Raw genomic sequence first — 24393 nt, forward strand, 5'->3', positions numbered from 1 at the left:
CAGCATTATCTATATCGATTGAAAAAGGGAGCAAATGCTCCCTTTACACCGATATTGATTTATTCGACTTCCAAAATACGGCAAGTATTCGTACTACCAATTGTGCCCATCAAGTCACCTTGAGTAACGAGAACGAGATCTCCAGTCATTAAATAACCATTATCACGTAGGCGTGTGATAGCTTCATTCGCAGCCGCAATACCATCGGTGTGAGTGCTACAGAAAACAGGTGTAACACCACGGTACAGTGAAGACTGATTGAGTGTTTTTTCATGGCGCGACATAGCGAAAATAGGTAAGCCAGAACTGATACGTGACATCATACGAGCAGTACGGCCTGATTCAGTCATCGCGATAATGGCTTTGACCCCTTTCAGGTGGTTAGCAGCGTACATCGTTGACATCGCGATAGCTTCTTCAGGTGAATCAAACTCGGCATCTAAGCGGTGCTTGGAGACATTCAGTCCAGGCATTTTTTCAGCCCCTAAACAGACTTGTGCCATGGCAGCAACGGTTTCAGCTGGGTATTGCCCCGCAGCGGTTTCTGCTGATAGCATAACGGCGTCTGTACCATCTAGAACGGCGTTAGCGACATCCATCACTTCAGCACGAGTCGGCATTGGATTTGTGATCATTGACTCCATCATTTGAGTTGCGGTGATCACTACTCGGTTGAGCTGACGTGAACGGCGGATCAGTTTCTTTTGTACCGCAACTAATTCTGGGTCACCGATTTCAACGCCTAAATCACCGCGAGCAACCATGACAACATCCGATGCAAGGATAACTTCATCCATAATTTCATCGGTTGCCACAGCTTCAGCGCGCTCTACTTTCGCGACGATTTGGCATTCACAGCCTGCATCACGAGCCAAACGGCGCGCATAATTTAAATCTTCGCCTGAACGAGGGAAGGAAACGGCAAGGTAATCGACACCGATTTTAGCGGCGGTGATGATATCTTCTTTGTCTTTATCGGTTAGTGCTTCAGCCGATAAACCACCACCAAGTTTGTTGATGCCTTTATTATTGGAGAGTTGACCGCCAACGGTTACTTCAGTGAAAACTTGTAAGCCTTGGACTTCACGGACTTTCAGTTGTACACGACCATCATCAAGCAATAAAATGTCACCAGGTACAACATCAGCAGGTAAACCTTTATAATCAATCCCCACTTTTTGTTGGTCACCTTCACCTTTGCCGAGAGTGGCATCAAGGATAAATTTATCACCAACATTTAAGAATACTTTGCCATCTTTAAACGTAGAAACACGTATTTTAGGGCCTTGTAAATCGCCAAGGATCGCAACATGGCGACCTAAACGAGCAGCGATTTCACGCACTTTGTTAGCACGAAGAATATGGTCTTCTGGAGTTCCGTGAGAGAAGTTTAGGCGTACAACGTTGGCGCCGGCGTTAATAATCTTTTCAAGGTTATTATCACGATCGGTAGCTGGACCTAGGGTAGTAACAATTTTAGTTCTTCTAAGCCGTCTAGTCATGTATTACTCCGTTGACCTGTAATGGTGTTGATTTATTGAGTGAAATCTTTTCATACTTCAAGCGGTATGTAGTGCTCGTGGCGTAAGCCCCTATCATATTATGTCGACATACAACTTGAATCATTTAGCGTATTTTCGAGACCTTTTTACGACAAGTCGTCATGCTGACACGAGCACAGCTATTATATACTGCTAATTCGTTTATGCTATCAGGTCTGTAAAACTATTAAAGCCCACAGTAAGAAAAGAATACTTTTTAACGTTTACACACTATCAAACCGCGAATCACGTAATGCTTCTTTGACCCGTTTCAAGTTATCTCTAAATTTTTCACCTCTTCTTAAGGTAAAACCCGTTGTGAGGACATCGATCACTGTGAGTTGAGCAAGTCTTGAGACCATTGGCATATAGACGTCGGTATCCTCTGGTACATCAATAATAATTGAAAGGGTAGCGACTTGAGACAATGGAGAGTTTTCTGAGGTGATGGCAATCACAGTGGCATCGTTATCACGGGCTAGGCGAGCCATATCAACTAAGGCTTTCGTTCTTCCTGTATGCGAGATTAAAACGATAACATCCCCCTCAGTACTATTTATACAACTCATTCGTTGCATGACAATATCATCGAAATAAATGACGGGAATATTAAAACGGAAAAATTTATTCATCGCATCATGTGCTACAGCCGCCGATGCGCCAAAGCCAAAAAAGCTGATTTTTCTTGCTTGAGTGAGAAGGTCAACCGCACGATTAACGGCCGCAATGTCTAAAGTATGTTTGACATTATCTAAACCCGCCATTGCTGATTCGAAAATTTTATGGGTATAGGTGTTAACCGTATCATTTTCTTCAACATTTCGGTTCACGTAAGGGGTGCCGTTAGCGAGGTTTTGCGCCAATCGAAGTTTAAAGTCAGGAAACCCTTTGGTATCCATTTTACGGCAAAACCGGTTAACGGTGGGTTCACTCACATCAGCAAGTTGAGCAAGGCTCGCAATGCTAAGATGAATAGCTCGCTGTGGCATACCTAAAATCACTTCGGCAACTTTCTTTTCTGATTTACTTAAAAAATCGAGGCTGTTCTTCATTTGTTCTAAAATATTCATATAACGAAAGTGCCTATTTCATCAAAAGGAGAAATTTTTCTGCCATAAAGATACGCTGTATTTTATTAATATCGTTTTGAAGGCAGTGTGTATATAAAAGGAATATACTATGGGTAATGGCTAACCTATCTGAATGAGAGGCGTTTGTGATGTAATTTTTTACAAAACTATGAGCTGTATCTAATTTTCATATCAGTAAGTTCGTTAGCTGTTTTGTCATTTTATTACAAATGCTGTCACCATTCAGTTAACATGACATGGTTTAGGTTTGCTGCTTTTTTCAGCATAAAAACTGTGATCTGTATCATCAATATTTACTGAATACCCTCAAAAGGGTACATTAGCGGAACATCTGGCTAATTTTGTAACAAAATTACAATAAATTCCGCAAATTGAGGAGAACCAATATGGCGGTAAATAATGCTGCTCAAGCCTGTGACTTGATTATTTTCGGCACCAAAGGAGACCTCGCTCGTCGTAAGTTGCTTCCATCCCTTTATCAGTTGGAGAAAGCAGGCTACATTCACCCAGACACCCGTATCATCGGTGTAGGGCGTGCGCAGTGGAGCCAGAGCGATTATGTTGAGTTTGTTGAAAAGGCGTTCAGCGAATTTTTAAAAGAAGATCTCGACCCAGTACTTTGGGAGAGGCTCAGTGCGCGTTTAGATTTCTGCAATTTGGATGTTAATCAAACCGAAAATTTCGATAGCTTGGCACAAATGTTGAAGCAAGACTGCCATCCCGCTATCCACTATTTTGCTATGCCGCCGAGCACTTTTGGGGCAGTTTGCCATGGACTTGGACATGCAGGTTTAAATAAACAGCCTAACCGTGTTGTGATGGAAAAACCGTTAGGTACAGATTTAGCGTCTTCTCAAGAAATCAACAATGAAGTAGCGAAATATTTTGATGAAAGTCAGGTCTATCGTATCGACCATTACCTCGGTAAAGAAACGGTACTTAACCTGCTGGCTCTACGTTTTGCTAACTCATTATTTATCAACAACTGGGATAATCGCACCATTGACCATGTGCAGATCACCGTTGCAGAAGAAGTGGGTATAGAAGGGCGCTGGGGGTATTTTGATCAGGCAGGTCAAATGCGCGATATGGTGCAAAACCACCTATTACAAATTCTCACCATGATCGCGATGTCGCCACCTGCTGATCTCACCACTGACCGGATCCGTGATGAAAAAGTGAAAGTGTTACGTTCATTACGTCGAATTGACCACACTAATGTCAGAGAAAAAGCGGTTCGCGGGCAGTATACTGCGGGCTTTGTTCAAGGTAATAAGGTTCCCGGTTATCTTGAAGAAGAAGGCGCTAATAAACAAAGTATGACAGAAACCTTTGTTGCGCTACGCGTTGACATCGATGATTGGCGCTGGGCAGGAGTACCTTTTTATTTACGCACAGGTAAGCGTTTACCTGCTAAGTGCTCTGAAGTTGTTGTTTATTTTAAAAAGCCAGCACTGAATATTTTCTCTGAAAGCTATCAGGAATTACCGCAAAACAAGCTCACTATTCGTCTGCAACCGGATGAAGGGATTGATATTGAGATCATGAATAAGGCACCGGGCCTTGATCACAAACATCGCTTGCAAACCACTAAGCTGGACTTGAGTTTCTCAGAAACCTTTAATCAAACACACCTTGCGGATGCTTATGAGCGCTTATTGCTTGAAGCAATGCGCGGTATTCAAGCGCTGTTCGTACGCCGTGATGAGGTTGAAGAGGCTTGGAAGTTTGTTGATTCCATTATGGATGCGTGGGCTATGGATAATGAAGCCCCTAAACCATACCAAGCGGGTACTTGGGGGCCTATCGCATCGGTTGCGATGATCACTCGTGATGGGCGTTCTTGGAACGAATTTGAATAAGCTATAGTTGATTTATCTCGTAGGCCAGCTTGCTCTAGAAGGAAGCTGGCCTTATTTTTATCCATGGTGCGAGAGCATCTTACAGCACTAACTCACTTCTTCCTGTCGCCGCCATATGAATAATACCTTGCTCTATCCGTAAACAAGCCATTTTAGCCGCATCGGGAACAGACAGCCCCGCGAGTAATTGAGCTGTTAACTCTGCACCAAATAGATCGCCGGTACCTTTTGGCGTGACAGGGTAACGTTTATGGCGAATAACCGCGACATCCTGTTTGGTGACACACACGACCTCAATACTTTCATCATCGGGTTGGAATGCACTGGTAATGATCACCCATTGCGTATGGCCTTTTAGTAATGAACGAGCAGCTTGAGTTGCATCATCAAGGGTCTTTATCTGTTGACCACTTAGTGTCGCGAGTTCAAATTTATTGGGGATGATACCCGTTGCAAGCGGCAATACTTCATCGCGATACACATCGGCAATTTCTGGGGGAATATAAAAACCGCTATCTTCATCCCCCATAACAGGATCGACAATGACAGGTATAGAAGGGTATGACTGACGTACACTTGATAACCATTGTGCAAGATCATGGGCTTTATCTCTAGAGCCTAAATATCCCGTTAGGATCGCACGTACACTGCCAAGGCAATCGCGCTCAACTAATCCAGACAGATAGCCTCGAAACCATTCACCCGGTAATTCGCCGCCGTGACATGTCACATAATGGGGGGTATTGCTTAAAATCACTGTCGGTACAGCAGCGACCCTTAGCCCTTGCTTCATCAGTGCCGGAACCGCAATACTGTTACCGACACTGCCGTAAATAACTTGCGACTGGATGGAGATGACATCATAAGGCAGCGGCGTGGCATTTGCATCGTTTTGAAAACTGTTAGAGGTGAGGTTAAAGGTGTCCATTTATCTCTCTTTCGGCCAAAATTAAGCAGTTAGCTAATATAAGATGCCTGTTTGCCGTTGAAGTCAATCATAAACAATGGATAGGACTACGTAATAAAAGAAAACAATGAAAAATTTATTTTTTTCAATAAAAAGTATGGTTATCTAGTGAGAAGTTTGTGGTTGATTATTCGTTTAACTTGAGAATAGGTCAAGGTTAGTTGATTATTTCCTGCATAATTATGCAATAAATATTCATTTAAAAAAGCTTTTTATATTCATTGACTTAATATTTTTGGCATGATAAAAATAACCTGTAATCAACAATTATATGAGGGTTCGGAGTAACTTGGATGGATGTCCATCCGATGAAATGAATGAGATATCATGCTTAGCGTGAATAGCATTAAAATCAGTAAGTCCCAAAGAAGAACTACCCATCGGCTTTTCCTTTCAGCGATCCTTTCCAGTGAACACCACTGGTGCGGTGCATTATAGCGTCTCTCTCTATTATTCATTTTGCTGAATAAAATCAGCATCACTTTGATATTTATTTGTTTTTTATAATTGCACAAAATTTTTCTTAGCCGAAAAGTTTGCTATTTCTGTATGAATAATAAGCAGTCGTGCGATTATCCATAGAGAGATTATATAATGATATATTGGATATTTTTAGCATTAGCTATCATTACCGAAGTGATCGGTACATTATCGATGAAACACGCCAGCGTGAGTGGTGATTTTACTGGGATGGCAGTAATGTATGTCATGATTGCATCTTCTTACATTTTGCTGGCTGTTGCTGTGAAAAAAGTTGCCCTTGGGGTTGCATACGCCTTATGGGAAGGGATCGGTATTCTATTTATCACGACGTTTAGTGTGTTGTGGTTTGGCGAGTCGCTTTCCCCTATGAAAATTGGTGGCTTAGTATTGTTAATCGCAGGAATTGGGTTAATTAAATCAGGTACTAAAAAATCGACCGTCACTCAGTCTGCTCAAAAAGTGAAAGAAGCGGCGGGGCGTGCGGTCTCTGCGGTTAAATCAGGTGGTTTGGCACAAGAACGTGCTAAAACGGAGGCCTGATTATGGACGTCCAATTTGAATGGTGGCACGGCGCATTTTTAGTTCTTGCTGTGGTACTGGAAATTCTTGCAAACATCCTCTTAAAAATGTCGAACGGCTTTAAACGTTACTGGTTAGGCATTTTATCTTTAGTGGCAGTATTAGGCGCATTTAGCTCGTTGGCTCAAGCAGTCAAAGGTATCGAATTGTCGATTGCTTATGCGTTGTGGGGCGCTTTTGGTATTATTGCGACGGTAGCCGCGGGGTGGATCCTTTTCAATCAGCGGCTAAATTATAAAGGTTGGGGAGGTATCGTCCTGTTATTGTTGGGGATGGTGCTTATTAAAATGTCTTAAAAAATAGAGCGCCAATTGATGATTGGCGCTCTATTTTTTTATGATAAATCGTTTGCTAGGTGTCGTTATTCAATAGCGGCAACAATTTTGATTTCGACTTTATATTCCGGTTTCATCAGCGCCGCTTGTACAGTACAACGAACCGGTGCGCTGCCTTCAACAACCCAAGCATCCCATGCTTGATTCATTCCCGCAAAATCGGCTTTGTCAGCAAGGAAAATCGTTGCATCAAGGATTTTACTTTTGTCAGAACCCACGCGTTGTAAAAGAATATCAATCGCTGAAAGGGTATTCGCTGTTTGAGCAATAATATCAGCATCTAAGTTATCCGGTACACTGGTGTAGTAGACAACATTGTTGTGAATAACCGCTTCAGACCAACGTTTGTCAGGGTCAATTCTTTCAATCGTCATCATTATTCCTTAGTTCATTTCATTAGTGAGTCTTTTTAAGGATAACAGCTTGCTTTATTGATGAAAAATCCTTTCTATGACGATTGGATGATTTAGCTCAGCAGGCAACATCAAGACATGATAAAGTAGACGCCTTCAAAGAGAACAATAAATAGGTTTGCGGTGCACGACGATTTTTCTTCTAATGGCTTTTTGGCGAGAACAATCCCAGGTTTTCAACCACGAGCAGCCCAAGTCAAAATGTCACATGCTGTCACGGAGGCAATTGAAAAACAGCATGTGCTAGTGGCTGAAGCGGGAACAGGAACAGGCAAAACATACGCTTATTTGGTGCCCGCCTTACGTTCGGGTAAAAAAGTGATTGTTTCGACTGGATCGAAAGCGTTACAAGATCAGCTTTATCACCGTGACTTACCCACGATTATAGACGCGATGAAATTTAATGGGCGGACAGCGTTATTAAAAGGCCGCTCAAATTATCTTTGCTTAGAGCGTTTAGATCAGCAGTCATTAGGCGGGGGTAGCCTTGAGCCAGAAATATTGTCTGCCGTTGTCCGCTTACGCAACTGGTCCATTGAATCGGAGTCTGGGGATATCAGCACTTGTCACGATATCGCGGAAGATCATGCCGTTTGGCCATTAGTCACCAGCACTAATGACAACTGTCTCGGCAGTGATTGCCCTCGTTATCAAGAATGCTTTGTATTAAAAGCGCGCCGCAAAGCATTAGATGCTGACATTATCGTTGTTAACCATCATCTCTTTATGGCTGATCGTGTTGTTAAAGATACGGGGTTTGGGGAGTTAATGCCACAAGCTGATGTGATGATTTTTGATGAAGCGCATCAAATCCCCGATATTGCTAGCCAATATTTCGGTCAACAACTCAGTAGCCGCCAGCTTCTTGATCTCGCACGTGATATGGTTATGGCCTATCGCACAGAGCTAAAAGATCTGGTTCAGCTACAAAAAAGTGCAGATAGGCTAACCCAAAGCACATTGGATTTTCGCTTAAATTTAGGTGAGAGCAGCTTTCGTGGTAATTTGCGTGATCTATTGAAAAGCCCTGTGGTGCAGCGCGCGTTGACATTACTCGATGATTCTCTCGAGTTATGTTATGAAGTGATCAAGACATCATTAGGGCGTTCGCAAACATTAGATTCCGTTTTTGAACGGGTGACTCTCTACCGTAATCGTTTGAATCGGCTAAAAGATGTCACAATTCCAGGTTATAGCTATTGGTTTGAAAGCTATGGCCGGCATTTTTTATTAGCGATAACACCACTGACGGTTGCGGAAAAATTCAGTGAAATGATCTCCAGTACGCCAGCAAGTTGGGTATTCACATCGGCAACGTTATCCGTTAATGAACAACTCAATTACTTTACCGATAGATTGGGTTTAACGTCAGCGAAAACCTTGCTATTGGCGAGCCCTTTTGATTATCAAAGCCAAACTTTACTCTGTGTGCCACGTTTTTTACCGGAAACAAACCAAAAAGGGGTGGCACAAAAACTTGCGAATATGTTGCGACCACTGATTATAAAAAACCAAGGGCGCTGCTTTTTCTTGTGTACATCACATATGATGATGCGTGAATTAGCCGAAGAGCTGAGAACAACACTCGTGTTACCTGTGCTTATGCAAGGCGAAAGCAGTAAAAATAAGTTACTTGCTCAATTTATTGCGGCGGGAAATGCAGTGCTTGTTGCAACGAGTAGCTTTTGGGAAGGGGTAGATGTCAGAGGGGATGAACTGACATGTGTGATTATCGACAAATTACCGTTTACAGCCCCTGATGACCCATTATTACGGGCGCGTATTGAGGATTGCCAATTAAGAGGCGGTGACCCATTTGCGGATGTTCAAATTCCTGATGCGGTGATCACCTTAAAGCAAGGTGTTGGGCGTTTGATCCGTGATACCAGTGATTACGGCGTTATTGTGATTTGCGATAACCGTTTAGTAACACGTCCATATGGTAAGGTTTTTTTGAATAGTTTACCGCCGTCACCAAGAACTCGCAGTTTATCTAAAGCAATTGAGTTTCTTGAGAAAAAACGAATAGAACATAATAATAGCAATTAAACCAAGGTCATAAGCGGTTTTTTCTGCTATTTCATTTTGAGTTTATGCTACTATAAACGTCATTTTCAGGTCACTGTACAGGTACAGTGGCATCAAATCTAATCATTTGCCGGAGTTGTGGCATGTCGAGCCGTATTCTTGCTGTTGATACAGCAACAGAAGCATGTTCAGTCGCATTGTTATGCGATGGAGAAATTATTTCGCGTTTTGCCGTTTCGCCTCGAGAGCATACACAAAAAGTGTTGCCAATGGTGGACGAGGTATTATCCCAAGCGGGGGTCACTTTAAACCAATTGGATGCGTTAGCGTTTGGTCGTGGACCGGGGAGTTTTACGGGCGTTCGCATCGGGGTCGGTATCGCCCAAGGGTTAGCACTCGGCGCCAATTTACCGATGATCGGTGTTTCATCATTGATGACACTGGCAGAAGGGGCATATCGAACGCAAGGACATGAGCAGATTTTGACGGCGATTGATGCGCGCATGACAGAGGTATATTGCGCTCAATATCAGCGTACGGCAGAGGGTATATGGCTCGGTGAGGATACCGAAGCTGTTATGGCGCCGGAGCTATTTAGAGATTCAATCGCTCAGTTGGCAGGGCAATGGAGCCTAGCAGGAACAGGTTGGCAAGCTTATCCGCAATTAAAAGACAGTGCGCTTTCGTTGATTGAAAGTGGGATCACATTGCCAGCGGCACAAGATATGTTACCGATTGCTGAACGTTTATGGCGTTCGGGTCAGGTACAAGCCGTCGAAAACGTTGAACCAACATATTTACGTAACGAAGTGACGTGGAAAAAACTGCCGGGTCGTGAATAGGTATATTTTTTAGATTGGCTATGCTTATTTTATTGTTAAGTTAGGCATAGCCAAGTTCTGTTTTACGCTTTTTTCCTACCAATATTTACTGTCTTAAATGGATGTTTTTTTTAATTCGATGATTGAAATTAGCATCGAGACTCATCAAGCCTTATTTTATCAGTCTATAATTGAATTATTCGTGTATTTATCTCTCAAAGTATTGAACATATCGTGTTATGTTAGTTGATATTAATGTTAATCCTTGCCGTCTGAATTTATAATTAAAGCTAAATGGAGGTGGTATATGGGTATAAAAATTAACAGCCGTTCGACATTTAAAGCGGTTTTATTTGTCGGCATATTAACGTTAACGGGGTGTGTGTCGATCCCAGCCTCAATTCAAGGCTCGTCACCTAATCCAGCGGTTAACTTATCGTCAGTACAAAATGCGCCTGAAATGTATATTGGGCAGGAAGGGCGTTTTGGTGGGAAAGTAATCTCTGTTTTTAATCAGCCTAATAAAACGCGATTAGAAATTGCCGTGATCCCACTGAATAAATATGATGCAGCACCAGAATTAAATACGGCATCAACTGGTCGTATTTATGCCTTTGTTAATGGGTTCCTTGATCCTGCTGACTATAATGGTCGTTACATCACAGTGGTGGGTAAAATTACCGGAGAGCAGCCTGGTAAAATTGGTGATATCCCCTATAAGTATGTCACGCTAGACGTAACGGGTTACCAACGTTGGAATTTAGCGCAAAGTGTAATTTTGCCGCCAGCAGGCCCATGGGGTTATGGGTATTACGGAAACCCTTATTACTATAACCATCCTTGGGGTTACGGATATGGCTATGGTTATGGCTATCCGGGGGGCGTTGCTCCAGTACAAACCTATTTAACCGAATAAAATGAGAAGTGAAAGGCTATTTATTCGGCAATGAGCTTAGTCAGTTTATTTATTAGGTTTATACGTGGGAAATATGTTAATTTTTTCAAAAATGATTCAAAAAAGTGTATTATTATGATATCTACACCAGATATCGTTCTGGAATAACATACTAAAACGAAATAGGCGGAATAGTCCGCCTATTTTTGTTTCGAAGGAATGAAATTTATTTAGTGATAGACCTCTCAACCTTAGCACAGGGTATTTTTCAAACTGGTACGCTGAGTTAATAATTTGTTAAAAGAGTGTTTGAGTTATATTACTATACTAAAATTCAGGAGTCATACTTTGGAAAAAATCTGGCTGAAAAATTACCCAAGCGATGTGCCGGAAGAGATCGATCCTGATCGCTTTGCTTCTTTAGCAGAGTTACTTGAAAATTCGGTTTCGCAATATGCTGACCAACCTGCATTCATCAACATGGGTGCGGTGATGACTTATCGCAAGTTAGAAGAGAGAAGTCGTGCTTTTGCCGCTTACCTACAAAATGGGTTAGGGTTAAAAAAAGGCGACCGCGTCGCGTTGATGATGCCTAACTTGCTGCAATACCCGATAGCTCTATTTGGCGTTTTGCGCGCGGGGATGGTTGTCGTCAATGTTAACCCACTTTATACCCCAAGGGAGCTAGAGCACCAGTTAAATGATAGTGGTGCAACGGCCATTGTCATTGTGTCTAACTTTGCTCATACCCTTGAAAAAGTGGTGTTTAATACCAAGGTTAAGCACGTTATTTTAACTCGGATGGGGGATCAACTCTCTCGTCCGAAAGCGACATTAGTGGATTTTGTCGTCAAGTATGTTAAACGGTTGGTGCCTAAATACCATTTACCAGATGCTATCTCTTTCCGACGTGCGATGCATTACGGTTATCGTATGCAATATATCAAGCCAAAGATCAATGGCGATGACCTTGCGTTCCTTCAGTATACCGGAGGGACGACAGGGGTAGCGAAAGGGGCAATGCTAACGCACCGTAATATGTTAGCGAATATCGAGCAAGCTCGAGCGGCTTATGGTCCGGTATTAAAAATAGGTTCAGAATTTGTTGTTACGGCACTACCGCTCTATCACGTCTTTGCTCTTATGGTAAATTGCTTCCTGTTTATTAATGTCGGGGGGGTGAACTTATTGATTACTAACCCTCGTGATGTGGCAGGTACCGTTAAAGAGTTAGCGCGTTATCCGATCACCTCGATTACGGGTGTTAATACCTTATTCAATGCATGGCTACATAACGCAGAGTTCCAACAACTGGATTTCTCCAAACTCAGGTTGACGGTTGGTGGCGGGATGCCTGTTCAAAAAGTGGTTGCTGAAAAATGGCAAAAACTGACTGGGAAGCATTTATTAGAAGGGTATGGATTGACGGAATGTTCGCCACTTGTCACTGGAAACCCGTATAATCTGACGGCTTATAGTGGTAGTATCGGGTTACCGGTTCCATCAACAGAAATCAAGCTGGTTGATGATGATGGAAATGAGGTTGCACTTGGGGAACCAGGGGAAATGTGGGTGAAAGGTCCACAGGTGATGAAAGGGTATTGGAACCGCCCTGATTCAACCGCGGAAATTTTACATGATGGCTGGTTAGCGACGGGGGATATTGCTGAAATAGACAGTGAAGGTTATATCCGCATTGTCGATCGTAAAAAAGACATGATCATCGTTTCGGGCTTCAATGTCTATCCAAACGAAGTGGAAGATGTGATTTCATCTCATCCTGATGTCGTAGAGTGTGCCGCGATTGGTGTGCCGAGTACGAGTACAGGGGAGGCAGTTAAAGTCTTTGTTGTTAGTAGTAATCCTAATCTAACGTCAGATGATCTGAAAACATTTTGTCGCCGCTCATTAACCGCCTATAAAGTACCTAAGTTATTTGAGTTCCGAACCGAGCTACCAAAATCGAACGTTGGTAAAATATTGCGTAGGGAACTACGTGATGAAGAGAAACAGCAAAAAGATAAATCAACAGCGTAACGTTGTCATATCGGTTTGCACCCCTATGAGTAACGCCGGTTTTTACCGGCGTTACTGTGATGAGAATATAAAAAGAGAAATTTGTTTTGAATTATCGTTTAGTTACAACTGATAGCGAACTTGCACAGGTATGCCAGCAGGCGAGTGAAGCCGATTGGTTGGCATTGGATACCGAATTTGTCCGTACTCGAACTTACTATCCACAATTAGGTTTGCTACAGCTTTATGATGGAAAACAAGTTTCACTGATTGACCCGTTATCTATTAGCGACTTTTCACCGTTTAAAGCCTTACTGACAAATAAGAGCCTCACTAAGTTTTTACATGCCGGTAGTGAAGATCTTGAAGTGTTTTTGCATGATTTTGAGTGTGTGCCTGAACCGATGGTCGACACACAGGTTATTGCAGCCTTTTTGGGTTATCCAATCTCCTGTGGTTTCGCTTCTTTAGTTTCTGAATACTTAGGCATAGAGCTTGATAAGAGTGAATCTCGAACCGACTGGCTAGCGCGCCCCTTAAGTGAAAAACAGTGCCAATATGCGACGGCAGACGTACTTTATTTGCTGCCGTTAGCCAAGATCCTGATGCAGAAAGTGGAAGAGTCAGGCTACCTTTCTGCTGCGCTAGAAGAGTGCCAAAGAACGGTTGAACGCAGACAAAATGTGACTGATCCTGCATTAGCTTACCGTAATATCACCAATGTTTGTCAGTTAAAGAATGAGCAATTGGCTTGCTTGCAAATGCTGGCGGAATGGCGGCTAAATCAAGCAAAAGCGCGTGATATGGCGATTAACTTTGTGGTTAAAGAGGAGCATCTTTGGAAAGTGGCGCGTTATTTACCCGGTTCATTAGGTGAATTAGACGCATTAGGGCTGACGGGGCAAGAGATCCGCTGTCATGGAAGGCGGTTACTCAGTATTGTTGAAAAAGCCAAACAAATGGATGAGAGTGAATATCCCCCCACAGTGGCGAATTTGAATGAGCAACCTCAATATAAAACGTTATTTAAAGAGATAAAGAGTGTTGTTAAAGAAATTGCAGAGCATGAGAAATTCAATGCGGAATTGCTTGCTTCAAGGCGACAAATAAACCAGTTGCTCTCGGTACATTGGGGGATCAAATCTATCCCTAATCAGCCTGAATTACTTGATGGTTGGCGAGGAAGAATGCTTGCTGAGCCAATTACAAAGCTCCTTCAACAAGCGCGTTAATGGCCTATTTTCACTCCTAGGTTTGCTAGGAGTGAAATGTTAACCTTTTGCCTAGTGAATAGTGACGGCACTTAAGCGTTGAATAGCTCACCCACTCATTAATCAATCGATTTATTTACTGCACTGCTACGGTTTCGACAGAAAGTTAACTATCGGCAGAGGCGTATCGGAGAGTTGGGGGATTTTGTATTTCTTTTGGCAATAGACACCCAAACCACATAGAACAAATATTCATTCCATTGATGATTATTTAAATTCAATTGGTTGAACAAATAAAAAAGCAAGCCGCTATTTACAACTTAAAAACAACGGCTATTTGCTATGATTATTTTTCAGGAGCCTTGATTTCATCACCTTCCGGTAACGTAACGTTGAGTTCAAGTACTGAGATATCATCACCTTTTTGTTCGAATTGTACAGAAAGCATCTCAGGGTCAACTTGCACGTATTTACAAATAACCTGCAAAATATCTCTTTTCATATCAGCAAGATAAGGAGGTTCACTATCACCGCGGCGACGTTCTGCAACGATGATTTGCAATCGCTCTTTTGCGATATTTGCTGTCGACTTTTTTCTCGACAGAAAGAAATCCAATAAAGCCATTATTTACCCCCCAAATAGGCGTTTCAAGAAACCTTTTTTCTCTTCTTCAATGAATCGGATAGGGCGCTCTTCACCTAAAATACGGTCAACACAGTCACTGTATGCCTGACCTGCATCAGATTCTGCGTCTAAGATGACCGGTTCACCTTGGTTTGATGAACGTAGAACAGATTGGTCTTCAGGGATCACACCAATTAATGGAATACAAAGTATTTCCAGCACATCTTCCATGCTTAACATATCACCACGCGTCACACGACCCGGGTTATAGCGGGTTAATAACAAGTGCTCTTTGATAGGATCGAGCCCTTTTTCGGCGCGGCGTGATTTAGAGGCGAGAATACCCAAGATGCGGTCAGAGTCACGAACAGAAGAAACCTCAGGGTTCGTGGTGATGATCGCTTCATCTGCAAAGTAAAGTGCCATTAATGCACCACTTTCAATACCGGCTGGGGAGTCACATACGATAAAATCAAAAGACAAGTCATTACTTAATTCGTCGAGTATTTTTTCAACGCCTTCACGTGTCAGTGCGTCTTTGTCACGAGTTTGTGATGCTGGCAGAATATAAAGATTCTCGGTGCGTTTATCTTTAATCAGTGCCTGATTTAATGTGGCATCACCTTGAATGACGTTAACGAAGTCATACACTACTCGGCGTTCACATCCCATGATCAGGTCGAGGTTACGTAGACCGATATCAAAATCGATCACAACCGTTTTTTTCCCTCTTTGAGCTAGGCCTGTAGCTATGGCCGCGCTTGAAGTGGTTTTACCGACGCCACCTTTACCTGATGTAACAACAATTATGCGTGCCATGAATAATTCCTTGTAAATAAGGTCTAAATTAAGTTTTCAATATTTAATCTGTTGTCAACGAGACAAAGTTTCGCTGCTTTGCCGAGAAATTCAGACGGGATCTGATCACTCAGCCAATATTCACCTGCAATAGACACTAACTCTGCTTGCAAGTGGACACAAAAAATTTGGCTTTCCGTATCGCCAGAAGCACCTGCAAGTGCTCGGCCTCTCATTATGCCATATATATGAATATTACCATCTGCCAACAATTCTGCACCTGCACTCACATTACTTGTTACGATGAGATCACTATTTGGTGCATAAATTCGTTGGCCTGAACGAACAGGGGCATTAATAATTCGTGTTTTCCGGTAATTAAACTCAGGTTCGGCGGGAGTGGCTACCTCAACCGGTGTATGAACAGCCTTAGGTTGAGTATCAACGGCTTTTTGGCTTTTCCCCTCATTGAGAACCGGTAAGCCTGCATCATTGACTTTCTTACGTAGCAAAGGATCGGTACATCCGCTTATTCCGACAACCCTTAAGCCAACCGATATAATTGCTTTGTGAATACTGTATAAATCAGCATTTGTGGTTAAATCAGCAATGTTGATAACCACTGGCGCATTTTTAAGGAAGTCAGGAGCTTGACTAACCTTATCTTGTAGCGCTTTTTTGATGAGTTTGGGTTCTTCACTGTGTAAGTGAAGAACAGAAAGAGTAAAACTACTGCCTTTGAGTTCTATTGGCGACTGTGACATCTATCCGGGCTCAGCAAATTAAAATATCCGAAACAAACTTCGGGTGACGATATTCTGTAAAACAATAGCATGTTATAGTTACTACATTCTTCAAGCAAGCCAATGAACTAAGAAAAAGAGTTAAATATAATGATTTGTGCAATATATCGTAGTCCTAACCGTGAACAAACATATCTTTATATTGAGAAGAAGGATGATTTTTCTCGTGTACCTGAAGAACTCATGAAACAATTTGGTACTCCTCAATTTGCGATGACCCTTTCCCTTGCAAACCGCGACAAGCTGGCAAATGCAGACATTGAGAAAGTCAAAGCTGATTTAATTGAAGTTGGGTATTATCTGCAATTTCCACCTCCAGTTGAAAACCTACTCGCTGAATATCGAGAGTCTTACAGCGAATAAAATTAGGATAATACTTAGATGTTAATTTACTTGGGGAGGTGATGTGATAAAACCAACGTTATTATTTACTTTAATTAGCGGCCTATTTTTAGCTAGCTGCTCAGCAAAACAACCTATTTTGGTTACACCACAGGCTGAGCAAGATGCCATGATTGCAAAAGAGGTGATCGCGCTAAATAAAGCTTTTCCACTCGAAGAGCGTGAACCATCGCAATTCCCTGCTTATGTGGAGTTGTTAAAAGAGCATGCATTAGCTCAAGGTATTCAACCTGCCACTATTGAACGTGGTTTCGCCCATATTCATTTTATTGAACGCGTTGTTAAGGCCGATAAAGGGCAACCGGAAAAAAGAGCAACGGTGACTTTAGAAAGTTATCTCAAGAATGTGCTACCTGCATCACGCATTAATGCAGGCGCGGAAAAATATTGGGAAAATGAGTCACTCTTAAATGCGATTAGCCATCGTTATGGCGTACCGCCCCAATATATTGTTGCGTTGTGGGGGCTAGAAAGTGGCTTTGGTCGCTCCCAAGGTAAAGAAGATGTTATCTCAGCATTAGCTACGCTTTCATTTGAAGGCCGCCGTGAAGCATTATTCAGTAAACAGTTGCTGGCTGCACTGGAAATTATGGATAAAGGCTATATACCGGAAGAGCAGCAGTTAAAAGGCTCTTGGGCAGGCGCCATGGGCCAAAGCCAATTTATGCCGACGTCTTATTTATCTTATGCGGCGGATGGTGATGGCGATGGCAAAATGGATATTTGGAACAATAAGGCGGATGTGTTTGCCTCAATTGCCAATTACCTGTCTACGGAAGGCTGGCAGTCTGCACTACCTTGGGGCTATCAAGTGAGCCTACCTACCGACTTTGATAAGCAACTTGAAGGCGTGAAAGCAGAGCAGGGCAAAACGGTTGCACAGTGGGAGCAACTTGGCGTTAAACTCCCTGCATCTGCGCAGTTATCACCCAATTTAAAAACGTGGGTTGTTATCCCTGATGATCCGTTAGGGCGTGCATACTTAGTAACTGAAAACTTCCGCACGATCATGCATTGGAATCGTTCATATTACTTTGCTTTGAGCGTTTGCCTCATGGCTGATGGCGTTGCTCAAAAAATACAATAACGATAATAGGAGTTACAACTATGTACCAACATCGTGACTGGCAAGGTGCCTTACTGGATTTCCCTGCAAACAAAGTGGTTTGTGTTGGCAGTAACTATGCGAAACATATAAAAGAAATGGGCTCAGCACACCCCGAAGAGCCTGTGATTTTTATCAAACCTGAAACGGCATTATGTGACGCTAACCAACCGATTGTTATTCCAAAAGATCTTGGCTCTGTACACCATGAGATAGAATTAGCGGTTTTGATTGGTATGCCCTTAAAAAATGCTGATGAAGATAGAGTTTCTCGCTCAATCGCGGGTTTTGCTGTGGCATTAGATTTAACATTGCGTGATTTGCAGGCAAAATTTAAAAAAGCAGGGCAGCCATGGGAAAAAAGTAAAGCGTTTGATGGCTCATGTCCTATTTCAGGCTTTATTCCGGTTAATAACTTTGGTGATCCGCAAAGTGCCCAGCTTTCACTGGAGATCAATGGGGAAATTCGCCAGTCAGGCTCTACTCGTGATATGATCACGCCAATATTACCTCTGATTAGCTATATGTCTCGCTTTTTTACTTTGCGTGCGGGGGATATTATTTTAACGGGAACACCAGAGGGTGTCGGGCCGTTGACATCGGGTGATATGTTAAAGCTCTCAATTAATGACCACTCGTTAACGACTCGAGTGATCTAATGATATAGGATTGATAAGTATTATGTCTCAGCCTTTCTGGCAGGTAAAAACGTTAGATGAAATGACTGACGATGAATGGGAATCACTGTGTGACGGTTGTGGTCAGTGTTGTCTACATAAGCTGATGGATGAAGACACGGATGAAATTTATTTTACTAACGTGGCTTGTAATCAATTAAATATTAAGACCTGCCAGTGTAAGCATTATGAAGATCGTTTCAGTTATGAGGCAGATTGCATCAAGCTCAATCGCTACAATTTAGAAACGTTTGAATGGTTGCCACACACTTGTGCTTATCGTTTATTGCTAGAAGGTAAAACCTTACCTGCATGGCATCCTCTTAAAACGGGGTCAAAAGCGGCAATGCACAGTGAGCGGATCTCTGTTCGCCATATCGCGGTTAGAGAAAAAGATGTGGTGGATTGGGAAGACCATATCATGAATCGGCCAGTAGATAGAACATCATCTTAATCAGATAAGCTTGATTTAGCCAATATGTTTGAATAACGCGACAGCCCTATTTTATAGGGCTGTCGTATTTTAAAACAGTGACGTATTAAAATTCTTCATAAACAGCAGGATCTTGATTGCGTAATCGACCATTAGCAGAAGATAAGTTATTTATTGCTTGCATATCTTCCGGCGATAATTCGAAATCATAAACATCAATATTTTCAATTTGGCGTGACGAATGCGCCGATTTCGGTATTGGTAATGCACCTAACTGTAAATGCCAACGTATGATAATTTGCGATACCGATTTATTATAGCGACTCGCTAAATTGAGTAAGGTTGGATTAGATAACACATCACCAGCACGACCTAATGGGCTCCATGATTGCGTAATGATCCCTTTAGATTGGTCATACTGACGCTGTTTGGCTTGATTAAAATTAGGATGCAGCTCAATTTGATTGACCACGGGAAGTATGCCCGTCTCTTTTTCTAATGTTTCTAGATGTTCGGGGAGAAAATTACACACCCCAATACTTCTGATTAAACCTGAACGTTGTGAATCGATTAATGCTTGCCAAGCCTCAACAAATGTTCCTCTTTTCGGATTTGGCCAGTGGATCAAATAAAGGTCAACATAATCTAAACCTAATCGAGCCACTGATTCTTGGATAGTGTGCATGGCATTATTGTATTGTTGGTGTCGGCCAGGTAATTTCGATGTGACGGTTATTTGATCTCTAGGAACTGAGCTATTTTTAATGGCTTTGCCGACAATACCTTCATTCTCATAATTAAATGCAGTATCTAATAAACGATAGCCATGTGATAGCGCACTTTCAATAACCCGAACCCCATGTAAACCTTTTAATGAATATGTTCCAAAACCAATTTGAGGGATTTGGAATCCATCGAGTAATTCATATGATGGGATCATAGTGTCTCCTGATAGATGTCAAAACTGTACCCAATATATCACCGCGTAAGAACTTATTTTGTCGATTTGGGCAGTAGCAATAACATCATGATGGCAATGACCAAAGCGCAAACCGTCAGTAACACTCGGTCAATCGCTAATACAATAGGCCCAGCAGTGGCCGTTAAGTTAAATGTTAATGCGATAGCGGTTAAACAAAATGTCCAATAGCCATAACGTTTCGCACCGATCATTAACATGGCGAATAACAATAGGCCCACTAAGGAAACGTGTAAGAGTGGGTTATTTGATAAACCAAGTAAAAGCCCCCCTACAGCAGCACCGAGCAGAGTGCCTGCACCACGTTGTTTTAGCCTTTGCCAAGTTGCTGTCCGTTCAGATTTCATCACTCTTAAACCAGCAGCAGGTAACCAACAGGGATGAGAGCTAGGGAGCAGGGTTGCAAGAGCACTCCCGATGAGCGCAACGAGAACTATTGCCACAGAGAAGCGCTGTACTGCGGGAGTGCGCATATCAATTTGAGTTGTTGGTGCGGGAAGGTCATGACGGGGCAACAGAATATAAGCAATAATGACGCCCCAAAATGTACCGAGTGTAAATGCGATGCCATAAAATAAGCTACCCTGAGCGGGGACCTGACCAATTGATAGGAAATAAGCTAAAACGCCAAGGGCGATTGGTAAACGTAGATAGGTTGACCGCAATTCGGCATAGCCTTGAAAAAAAGCGCCAAGTCCAGAGCAAATAAAGAATAAAAGGCTACCAAGGGTGACATTAACACCGATTACCGCAAGAGCAGATAAAATGCAGGCTCCTTGCAGTAAAACATAAATAGGTTTTTTCGTGGGGAGTTTAGGAAATGATACAACTAATAAATATGCACCAAAAGAGATCAAAGTCCCTAACATGGGTTGCTTATAGAGGATAGCAATAAACCATGGAGCGATAACCCATAGAGAAAGTAAAAAGGCACTTCGGGTTTGGGGCAAAGAAATTGGCATTAGACGATCTCACCTTATAAATTAATCATATTCATACAGTGTATAAGTTGATAACTCAACGAATAACTTACTGAGAATTATTATAATTTTCCATCATCTCTATTTGAGCATCATTGATTGCCCCGCCAACCTATCACTCGGAAAATGACATAACCAGCGTATAGCAACATCAATATGCCACTCTGGTAGTCGTTTGTATTGCTATCTTCTATTTTTGTAAAATTAAGTAATTAAGACCTATCTTTTTCTTGAGTATGGCATGGTAAAGCCTCTAAAGGGAGGAGACCAAAATGCATCAAATGAAAACAGAAGTTGTGGTTATTAGACTCACTAAGCAAGAAAGAGCAGAGCTTGACGCTAAGAAAACTAAGCCCATTCTCTCAGACTGGTTAAAAGAGCTCGCATTTGCAGCCCCCGATAACCCAGACAATAAGAATATTGAAGGTAAACCCGCCTAGCGGAGTGATGATTTTATTCTCTACAAAATGGGCTTGCATGGTATATCTCAGTCAATAAAGGCGTTGAATGCAATTAACTTTATGGCTAATAGTAGGTTAATTGCATTCACTTAATGGAATGTAGCAGTTTAAGTCAGCAATTTTGTAAGGTGCTGTTAAAGAGGTTAACGGTAGTTTTAATTGATTGGTCGCTAACAATATGAAAGTAGTAACTTAACAACAATGTCGATTAAAGTTTGATCGGTGTGTGTAGTTGAAAGAGATCTAACTCTCACTTCTTACGATAACAGATATTCAATATACGATGTGTGCTTTATGTTATGGTCTAAATAAGTTGCATTAAACAGGCTTATTCGCTCCATTAATCTTGTTATCTTTAGATAGATTATTGCGCAAAGTGATCTAACTAACCTTAACTGAGCATCTTTTTTGTTCAGCGCTGGTGAAATAAAAAGCTATTTATACTCTTTAGGTGAGTTTTAGGACTATTCTTAAGGATGGTTTTGATATCTGAGTTAAGTCTCAATAGAGGGGAGGGTAAATTATTTTTTAACATTAGTTATCAAATGGTTACACATTTAAAAAAATTTGAATAGATCAAAAAATATGAAGAAAAAATGTGCATACATCAAATTAATTGATAACATTTACTAACAATAAGTAACCTTTGTTATTTCTTCATTAGCGCATTTTGGGTGCTAGGCAAGGAATAAAATAGCGAAATAAAAAGAACTTTTGAAATATAGTCAAATCACAAGTAATTATTCTACTTACTAGATCAAAATAAAGCCTATTACTTTCTGATTTATCGCTTAAGTTTTGCTTTTAATCTAAAAATACACCTTTATCCATATAATCATATTGTTTTACTCCTTACATGAGTAAATCATCCAATTATGATGCATTACCGTTATATCATAAATATATTCTCAAATGAGAATTAATTCCATCAATGAATAAACATAAAATTAATTTATATTATTTAAAACCCAAATATCATATTTAGACTAATATTTATTTTGAGTATATAAATTTAGAATAAGTAGTCACAATAAGGATAATCTTATTTAGAATAGTTTTTGCATTTATCTCTTTTATAAAATATCACTATAAGATCATTTTTTAGAATTTGTTAAAAACATAAAAATAAAAAACAAACAATCAATTTGATAAATTAGCGTAAAACGAGTAATACATCGTGTATATTCAATAAGGTTTTTCGATCAATAGCAGTTGTTTGATAGGCTAAGACTATTAAATTTTATTGTATCTCATGATAAAAACGATTTAATGTAATTTAAGTTTTTATGTATCCTCTCTCCGAAATCATATAGACCACGTTATGATTATTAATTCTAAAAATGGACTGATTAAGATAGAACTATATTTTTAATTAAATTATTAGCAGTAGCTTAAATACACGGAAATAAATGTGTAACCATATTAAACATATGGTCAACACCCTACGCTAATTATTTATTAAAAGACTAGGTGCTTAATAAGTTCTGTTTAGTGTAATAATAAAAACCCTCATATTAGGAAATGACAATGAAAAAAGTATTACTGACTGCAATTGCTACTGCAATTATTGGTGCATCTTCTGCTTACGCTGCAACTGAAAACGCTGGTGGTGGCCAAGTTAATTTTTACGGTAAAGTGACAGATGTTTCTTGTACTATTTCTGTTGACGGCCAAGGTAGTGACGCTAAAGTTTATTTGGCTCCTGTTTCAGTAAAAGAAGTTAAAGATGCAGGTGCAAATACTTACCTGAAACCAAAATCATTTGTTATTGACGTGACTAATTGTCAAGGTACAGCTGATGACACTACATTAAATGTTAACTGGACTGGTGGTAACGTATTAGTAGGTGCTTCTGGTGCAAACGAAGGTTATTTAGCTAACACTGATTCAACGGGTGCTGAAAATATTCAATTAGTATTAGCAACTAATGCTGATCCTGATTTAAAAACCAAAATCAACCCAACTAGTGCTACTCAACCTAAAGCAAAAACAGTTGATATTGCTGACGGTTCACGTTTCACTTATTACGTAGGTTACGCAACTTCTACGCCAGATACTGTTAGCAGCGGTATCGTAGAAAGCTATGCAACTTACGAAATTACTTACGAATAATATTAAATTAATTTAAAAGTAATATTTATCTAAGCGGTAGGTTAACTGCCGCTTTTATTTAGAGGTTCAAATGAAAGCAATTGTTTTATTCTTCTGCTTCGTTTTCAGTGCATCTTCATTAGCGAACAACATTATTGTTAACGGCACACGATTTATTTATCCTGGAAATGAAAAAGAAATTACAGTGCAGTTAAATAATACCGCGGATAGACCAGCTGTCGCACAAGCATGGTTAGATACCGGTGATGCATCTGAAACACCAGATACAATAAAAACACCATTTCAAATTACGCCTCCAATATCTCGTATTGATGCTAAGGGTGGTCAAACTCTCCGTATTAAATTAATGGATAAAAATGGACTACCACAAGATAAGGAAAGTTTATGGTGGCTGAATATTTTAGATATTCCACCGACAGTCCGAACTGCAGGAAAAGAAGATCAAAACTTTTTACAACTGGCAATTCGTTCTCGTTTTAAATTTATTTATCGTCCTGTAGGTTTAGGTAGCCGTGAATTAGCACCTGAAAAACTAATTGTGAGTGCTAATGGAAATAATCTGACTATAAATAACCCAACACCATTTTTTATTACCATTACAAAAATTTCTACAGATGGAAAAAATGGGTTAACTGATAAAGCGGTTATGGTGGCACCAAAAAGCCAGAGCTCAGTGGTATTGAAAAAAGCAATTAAAGCAGGTGAAAACATTGTTTTGAACAATATCAATGATTATGGGGCGGACATAGCAGTTAAAACAACTGTTAAATAGGACA

At 41.0% G+C, this 24393-nt stretch carries 24 protein-coding genes; 15 read left to right on the plus strand and 9 right to left on the minus strand.

All coding sequences use genetic code 11. The annotated features are described in order from the left end of the window. Positions 1–59: 59 nt before the first annotated feature. Positions 60–1502, minus strand: a complete 1443-nt coding sequence (gene pyk, locus PR709_RS11950) for a pyruvate kinase (protein ID WP_004919488.1) — start codon at positions 1500–1502, stop codon at positions 60–62. Between the two features lie 263 nt (positions 1503–1765). Continuing rightward, positions 1766–2611, minus strand: a complete 846-nt coding sequence (locus tag PR709_RS11955; protein ID WP_004919490.1) for a MurR/RpiR family transcriptional regulator — start codon at positions 2609–2611, stop codon at positions 1766–1768. 407 nt (positions 2612–3018) lie between these two features. Here PR709_RS11955 and zwf point away from each other — a divergent pair, with 407 nt between their 5' ends. Next, entirely contained in the window at positions 3019–4494 is a 1476-nt protein-coding gene (zwf, locus tag PR709_RS11960; RefSeq protein ID WP_004919491.1) for a glucose-6-phosphate dehydrogenase, read from the plus strand. 79 nt (positions 4495–4573) lie between these two features. Here zwf and pdxK read toward each other — a convergent pair whose 3' ends face one another. Then, positions 4574–5422, minus strand: a complete 849-nt coding sequence (pdxK, locus tag PR709_RS11965; RefSeq protein ID WP_004919494.1) for a pyridoxine/pyridoxal/pyridoxamine kinase — start codon at positions 5420–5422, stop codon at positions 4574–4576. 633 nt (positions 5423–6055) lie between these two features. Between pdxK and mdtJ the strand changes: the two genes are divergently transcribed. Then, entirely contained in the window at positions 6056–6484 is a 429-nt protein-coding gene (gene mdtJ / locus PR709_RS11970) for a multidrug/spermidine efflux SMR transporter subunit MdtJ (RefSeq protein WP_004919496.1), read from the plus strand. A gap of 2 nt (positions 6485–6486) precedes the next feature. Next, a complete protein-coding gene (mdtI, locus tag PR709_RS11975; protein WP_004919498.1) occupies positions 6487–6819 on the plus strand; it encodes a multidrug/spermidine efflux SMR transporter subunit MdtI in 333 nt (110 codons plus the stop codon). 65 nt (positions 6820–6884) lie between these two features. Here the strand turns inward: mdtI and PR709_RS11980 are convergent, their stop codons facing one another. Then, complete coding sequence (locus PR709_RS11980; protein ID WP_014658300.1) at positions 6885–7232, minus strand: RidA family protein; 348 nt, start codon at positions 7230–7232, stop codon at positions 6885–6887. Positions 7233–7394: 162 nt separating this feature from the next. On the opposite strand from PR709_RS11980, the gene PR709_RS11985 reads away from it, so the two are divergent. The 5 genes from PR709_RS11985 to rnd all read left to right on the plus strand — a co-directional run bounded on the left by PR709_RS11985 (position 7395) and on the right by rnd (position 14263). Continuing rightward, on the plus strand, positions 7395–9320 hold the full coding sequence (locus tag PR709_RS11985; protein WP_036940136.1) for an ATP-dependent DNA helicase: 1926 nt from the start codon (positions 7395–7397) through the stop codon (positions 9318–9320). 122 nt (positions 9321–9442) lie between these two features. Next, positions 9443–10141 carry a tRNA (adenosine(37)-N6)-threonylcarbamoyltransferase complex dimerization subunit type 1 TsaB gene (tsaB, locus tag PR709_RS11990; RefSeq protein ID WP_272526360.1) on the plus strand — a complete coding sequence of 233 codons (699 nt, stop codon included), beginning with the start codon at positions 9443–9445 and terminating at the stop codon, positions 10139–10141. A 286-nt stretch (positions 10142–10427) separates the two neighbouring features. Beyond that, on the plus strand, positions 10428–11036 hold the full coding sequence (locus PR709_RS11995) for a Slp family lipoprotein (protein WP_102780636.1): 609 nt from the start codon (positions 10428–10430) through the stop codon (positions 11034–11036). A gap of 327 nt (positions 11037–11363) precedes the next feature. Further along, positions 11364–13052 (plus strand): long-chain-fatty-acid--CoA ligase FadD, encoded by a 1689-nt coding sequence (gene fadD, locus PR709_RS12000; RefSeq protein ID WP_004919508.1) that lies wholly within the window; start codon positions 11364–11366, stop codon positions 13050–13052. 86 nt (positions 13053–13138) lie between these two features. Beyond that, on the plus strand, positions 13139–14263 hold the full coding sequence (rnd, locus tag PR709_RS12005) for a ribonuclease D (protein ID WP_004919510.1): 1125 nt from the start codon (positions 13139–13141) through the stop codon (positions 14261–14263). Between the two features lie 325 nt (positions 14264–14588). Here rnd and minE read toward each other — a convergent pair whose 3' ends face one another. Genes minE through minC form a run of 3 tightly spaced genes read right to left on the minus strand, consistent with a single transcriptional unit; the run spans position 14589 to position 16429 of the window. Then, positions 14589–14867, minus strand: a complete 279-nt coding sequence (gene minE, locus PR709_RS12010) for a cell division topological specificity factor MinE (RefSeq protein ID WP_004919515.1) — start codon at positions 14865–14867, stop codon at positions 14589–14591. A gap of 3 nt (positions 14868–14870) precedes the next feature. Next, positions 14871–15686, minus strand: a complete 816-nt coding sequence (minD, locus tag PR709_RS12015) for a septum site-determining protein MinD (RefSeq protein WP_004919516.1) — start codon at positions 15684–15686, stop codon at positions 14871–14873. Between the two features lie 23 nt (positions 15687–15709). Further along, positions 15710–16429, minus strand: a complete 720-nt coding sequence (gene minC, locus PR709_RS12020; protein ID WP_004919519.1) for a septum site-determining protein MinC — start codon at positions 16427–16429, stop codon at positions 15710–15712. A 129-nt stretch (positions 16430–16558) separates the two neighbouring features. Between minC and PR709_RS12025 the strand changes: the two genes are divergently transcribed. Genes PR709_RS12025 through PR709_RS12040 form a run of 4 tightly spaced genes read left to right on the plus strand, consistent with a single transcriptional unit; the run spans position 16559 to position 19106 of the window. Continuing rightward, positions 16559–16831 (plus strand): YcgL domain-containing protein, encoded by a 273-nt coding sequence (locus PR709_RS12025; RefSeq protein ID WP_004919520.1) that lies wholly within the window; start codon positions 16559–16561, stop codon positions 16829–16831. A 43-nt stretch (positions 16832–16874) separates the two neighbouring features. Then, the gene (locus PR709_RS12030; protein ID WP_004919522.1) at positions 16875–17957 is read left to right on the plus strand and encodes a lytic murein transglycosylase; all 1083 of its coding nucleotides are present in this window, start codon (positions 16875–16877) and stop codon (positions 17955–17957) included. A gap of 20 nt (positions 17958–17977) precedes the next feature. Further along, positions 17978–18634 carry a fumarylacetoacetate hydrolase family protein gene (locus tag PR709_RS12035; RefSeq protein WP_004919523.1) on the plus strand — a complete coding sequence of 219 codons (657 nt, stop codon included), beginning with the start codon at positions 17978–17980 and terminating at the stop codon, positions 18632–18634. Between the two features lie 19 nt (positions 18635–18653). Next, positions 18654–19106, plus strand: coding sequence for a YcgN family cysteine cluster protein (locus PR709_RS12040; protein ID WP_088499444.1), 453 nt, complete (start codon positions 18654–18656; stop codon positions 19104–19106). Positions 19107–19191: 85 nt separating this feature from the next. Here PR709_RS12040 and PR709_RS12045 read toward each other — a convergent pair whose 3' ends face one another. Together PR709_RS12045 and PR709_RS12050 are read right to left on the minus strand one after the other, a co-directional pair. After that, positions 19192–20025 carry an aldo/keto reductase gene (locus PR709_RS12045; RefSeq protein ID WP_004919527.1) on the minus strand — a complete coding sequence of 278 codons (834 nt, stop codon included), beginning with the start codon at positions 20023–20025 and terminating at the stop codon, positions 19192–19194. Between the two features lie 53 nt (positions 20026–20078). Beyond that, positions 20079–21026 (minus strand): FUSC family protein, encoded by a 948-nt coding sequence (locus tag PR709_RS12050; RefSeq protein ID WP_004919529.1) that lies wholly within the window; start codon positions 21024–21026, stop codon positions 20079–20081. Positions 21027–21316: 290 nt separating this feature from the next. Between PR709_RS12050 and PR709_RS12055 the strand changes: the two genes are divergently transcribed. The 3 genes from PR709_RS12055 to PR709_RS12065 all read left to right on the plus strand — a co-directional run bounded on the left by PR709_RS12055 (position 21317) and on the right by PR709_RS12065 (position 24389). Next, the gene (locus PR709_RS12055) at positions 21317–21484 is read left to right on the plus strand and encodes a hypothetical protein (protein WP_004919531.1); all 168 of its coding nucleotides are present in this window, start codon (positions 21317–21319) and stop codon (positions 21482–21484) included. A 1548-nt stretch (positions 21485–23032) separates the two neighbouring features. After that, a complete protein-coding gene (locus PR709_RS12060) occupies positions 23033–23617 on the plus strand; it encodes a fimbrial protein (protein ID WP_004919533.1) in 585 nt (194 codons plus the stop codon). A gap of 70 nt (positions 23618–23687) precedes the next feature. Continuing rightward, a complete protein-coding gene (locus PR709_RS12065; protein WP_004919535.1) occupies positions 23688–24389 on the plus strand; it encodes a fimbrial biogenesis chaperone in 702 nt (233 codons plus the stop codon). Positions 24390–24393 lie beyond the last annotated feature (4 nt).

Origin of the sequence: Providencia sp. PROV267 (assembly GCF_028477825.1) — a bacterium.
Taxonomy (GTDB): Bacteria; Pseudomonadota; Gammaproteobacteria; order Enterobacterales; family Enterobacteriaceae; genus Providencia; species Providencia stuartii.

Coding starts and splice junctions, on each gene's coding strand:
- pyk (WP_004919488.1), bottom strand. CDS start 1,502: ATGACTAGACGGCTTAGAAGAACTAAAATTGTTACTACCCTAGGTCCA.
- PR709_RS11955 (WP_004919490.1), bottom strand. CDS start 2,611: ATGAATATTTTAGAACAAATGAAGAACAGCCTCGATTTTTTAAGTAAA.
- zwf (WP_004919491.1), top strand. CDS start 3,019: ATGGCGGTAAATAATGCTGCTCAAGCCTGTGACTTGATTATTTTCGGC.
- pdxK (WP_004919494.1), bottom strand. CDS start 5,422: ATGGACACCTTTAACCTCACCTCTAACAGTTTTCAAAACGATGCAAAT.
- mdtJ (WP_004919496.1), top strand. CDS start 6,056: ATGATATATTGGATATTTTTAGCATTAGCTATCATTACCGAAGTGATC.
- mdtI (WP_004919498.1), top strand. CDS start 6,487: ATGGACGTCCAATTTGAATGGTGGCACGGCGCATTTTTAGTTCTTGCT.
- PR709_RS11980 (WP_014658300.1), bottom strand. CDS start 7,232: ATGACGATTGAAAGAATTGACCCTGACAAACGTTGGTCTGAAGCGGTT.
- tsaB (WP_272526360.1), top strand. CDS start 9,443: ATGTCGAGCCGTATTCTTGCTGTTGATACAGCAACAGAAGCATGTTCA.
- PR709_RS11995 (WP_102780636.1), top strand. CDS start 10,428: ATGGGTATAAAAATTAACAGCCGTTCGACATTTAAAGCGGTTTTATTT.
- minE (WP_004919515.1), bottom strand. CDS start 14,867: ATGGCTTTATTGGATTTCTTTCTGTCGAGAAAAAAGTCGACAGCAAAT.
- minD (WP_004919516.1), bottom strand. CDS start 15,686: ATGGCACGCATAATTGTTGTTACATCAGGTAAAGGTGGCGTCGGTAAA.
- minC (WP_004919519.1), bottom strand. CDS start 16,429: ATGTCACAGTCGCCAATAGAACTCAAAGGCAGTAGTTTTACTCTTTCT.
- PR709_RS12025 (WP_004919520.1), top strand. CDS start 16,559: ATGATTTGTGCAATATATCGTAGTCCTAACCGTGAACAAACATATCTT.
- PR709_RS12035 (WP_004919523.1), top strand. CDS start 17,978: ATGTACCAACATCGTGACTGGCAAGGTGCCTTACTGGATTTCCCTGCA.
- PR709_RS12045 (WP_004919527.1), bottom strand. CDS start 20,025: ATGATCCCATCATATGAATTACTCGATGGATTCCAAATCCCTCAAATT.
- PR709_RS12050 (WP_004919529.1), bottom strand. CDS start 21,026: ATGCCAATTTCTTTGCCCCAAACCCGAAGTGCCTTTTTACTTTCTCTA.
- PR709_RS12055 (WP_004919531.1), top strand. CDS start 21,317: ATGCATCAAATGAAAACAGAAGTTGTGGTTATTAGACTCACTAAGCAA.
- PR709_RS12060 (WP_004919533.1), top strand. CDS start 23,033: ATGAAAAAAGTATTACTGACTGCAATTGCTACTGCAATTATTGGTGCA.
- PR709_RS12065 (WP_004919535.1), top strand. CDS start 23,688: ATGAAAGCAATTGTTTTATTCTTCTGCTTCGTTTTCAGTGCATCTTCA.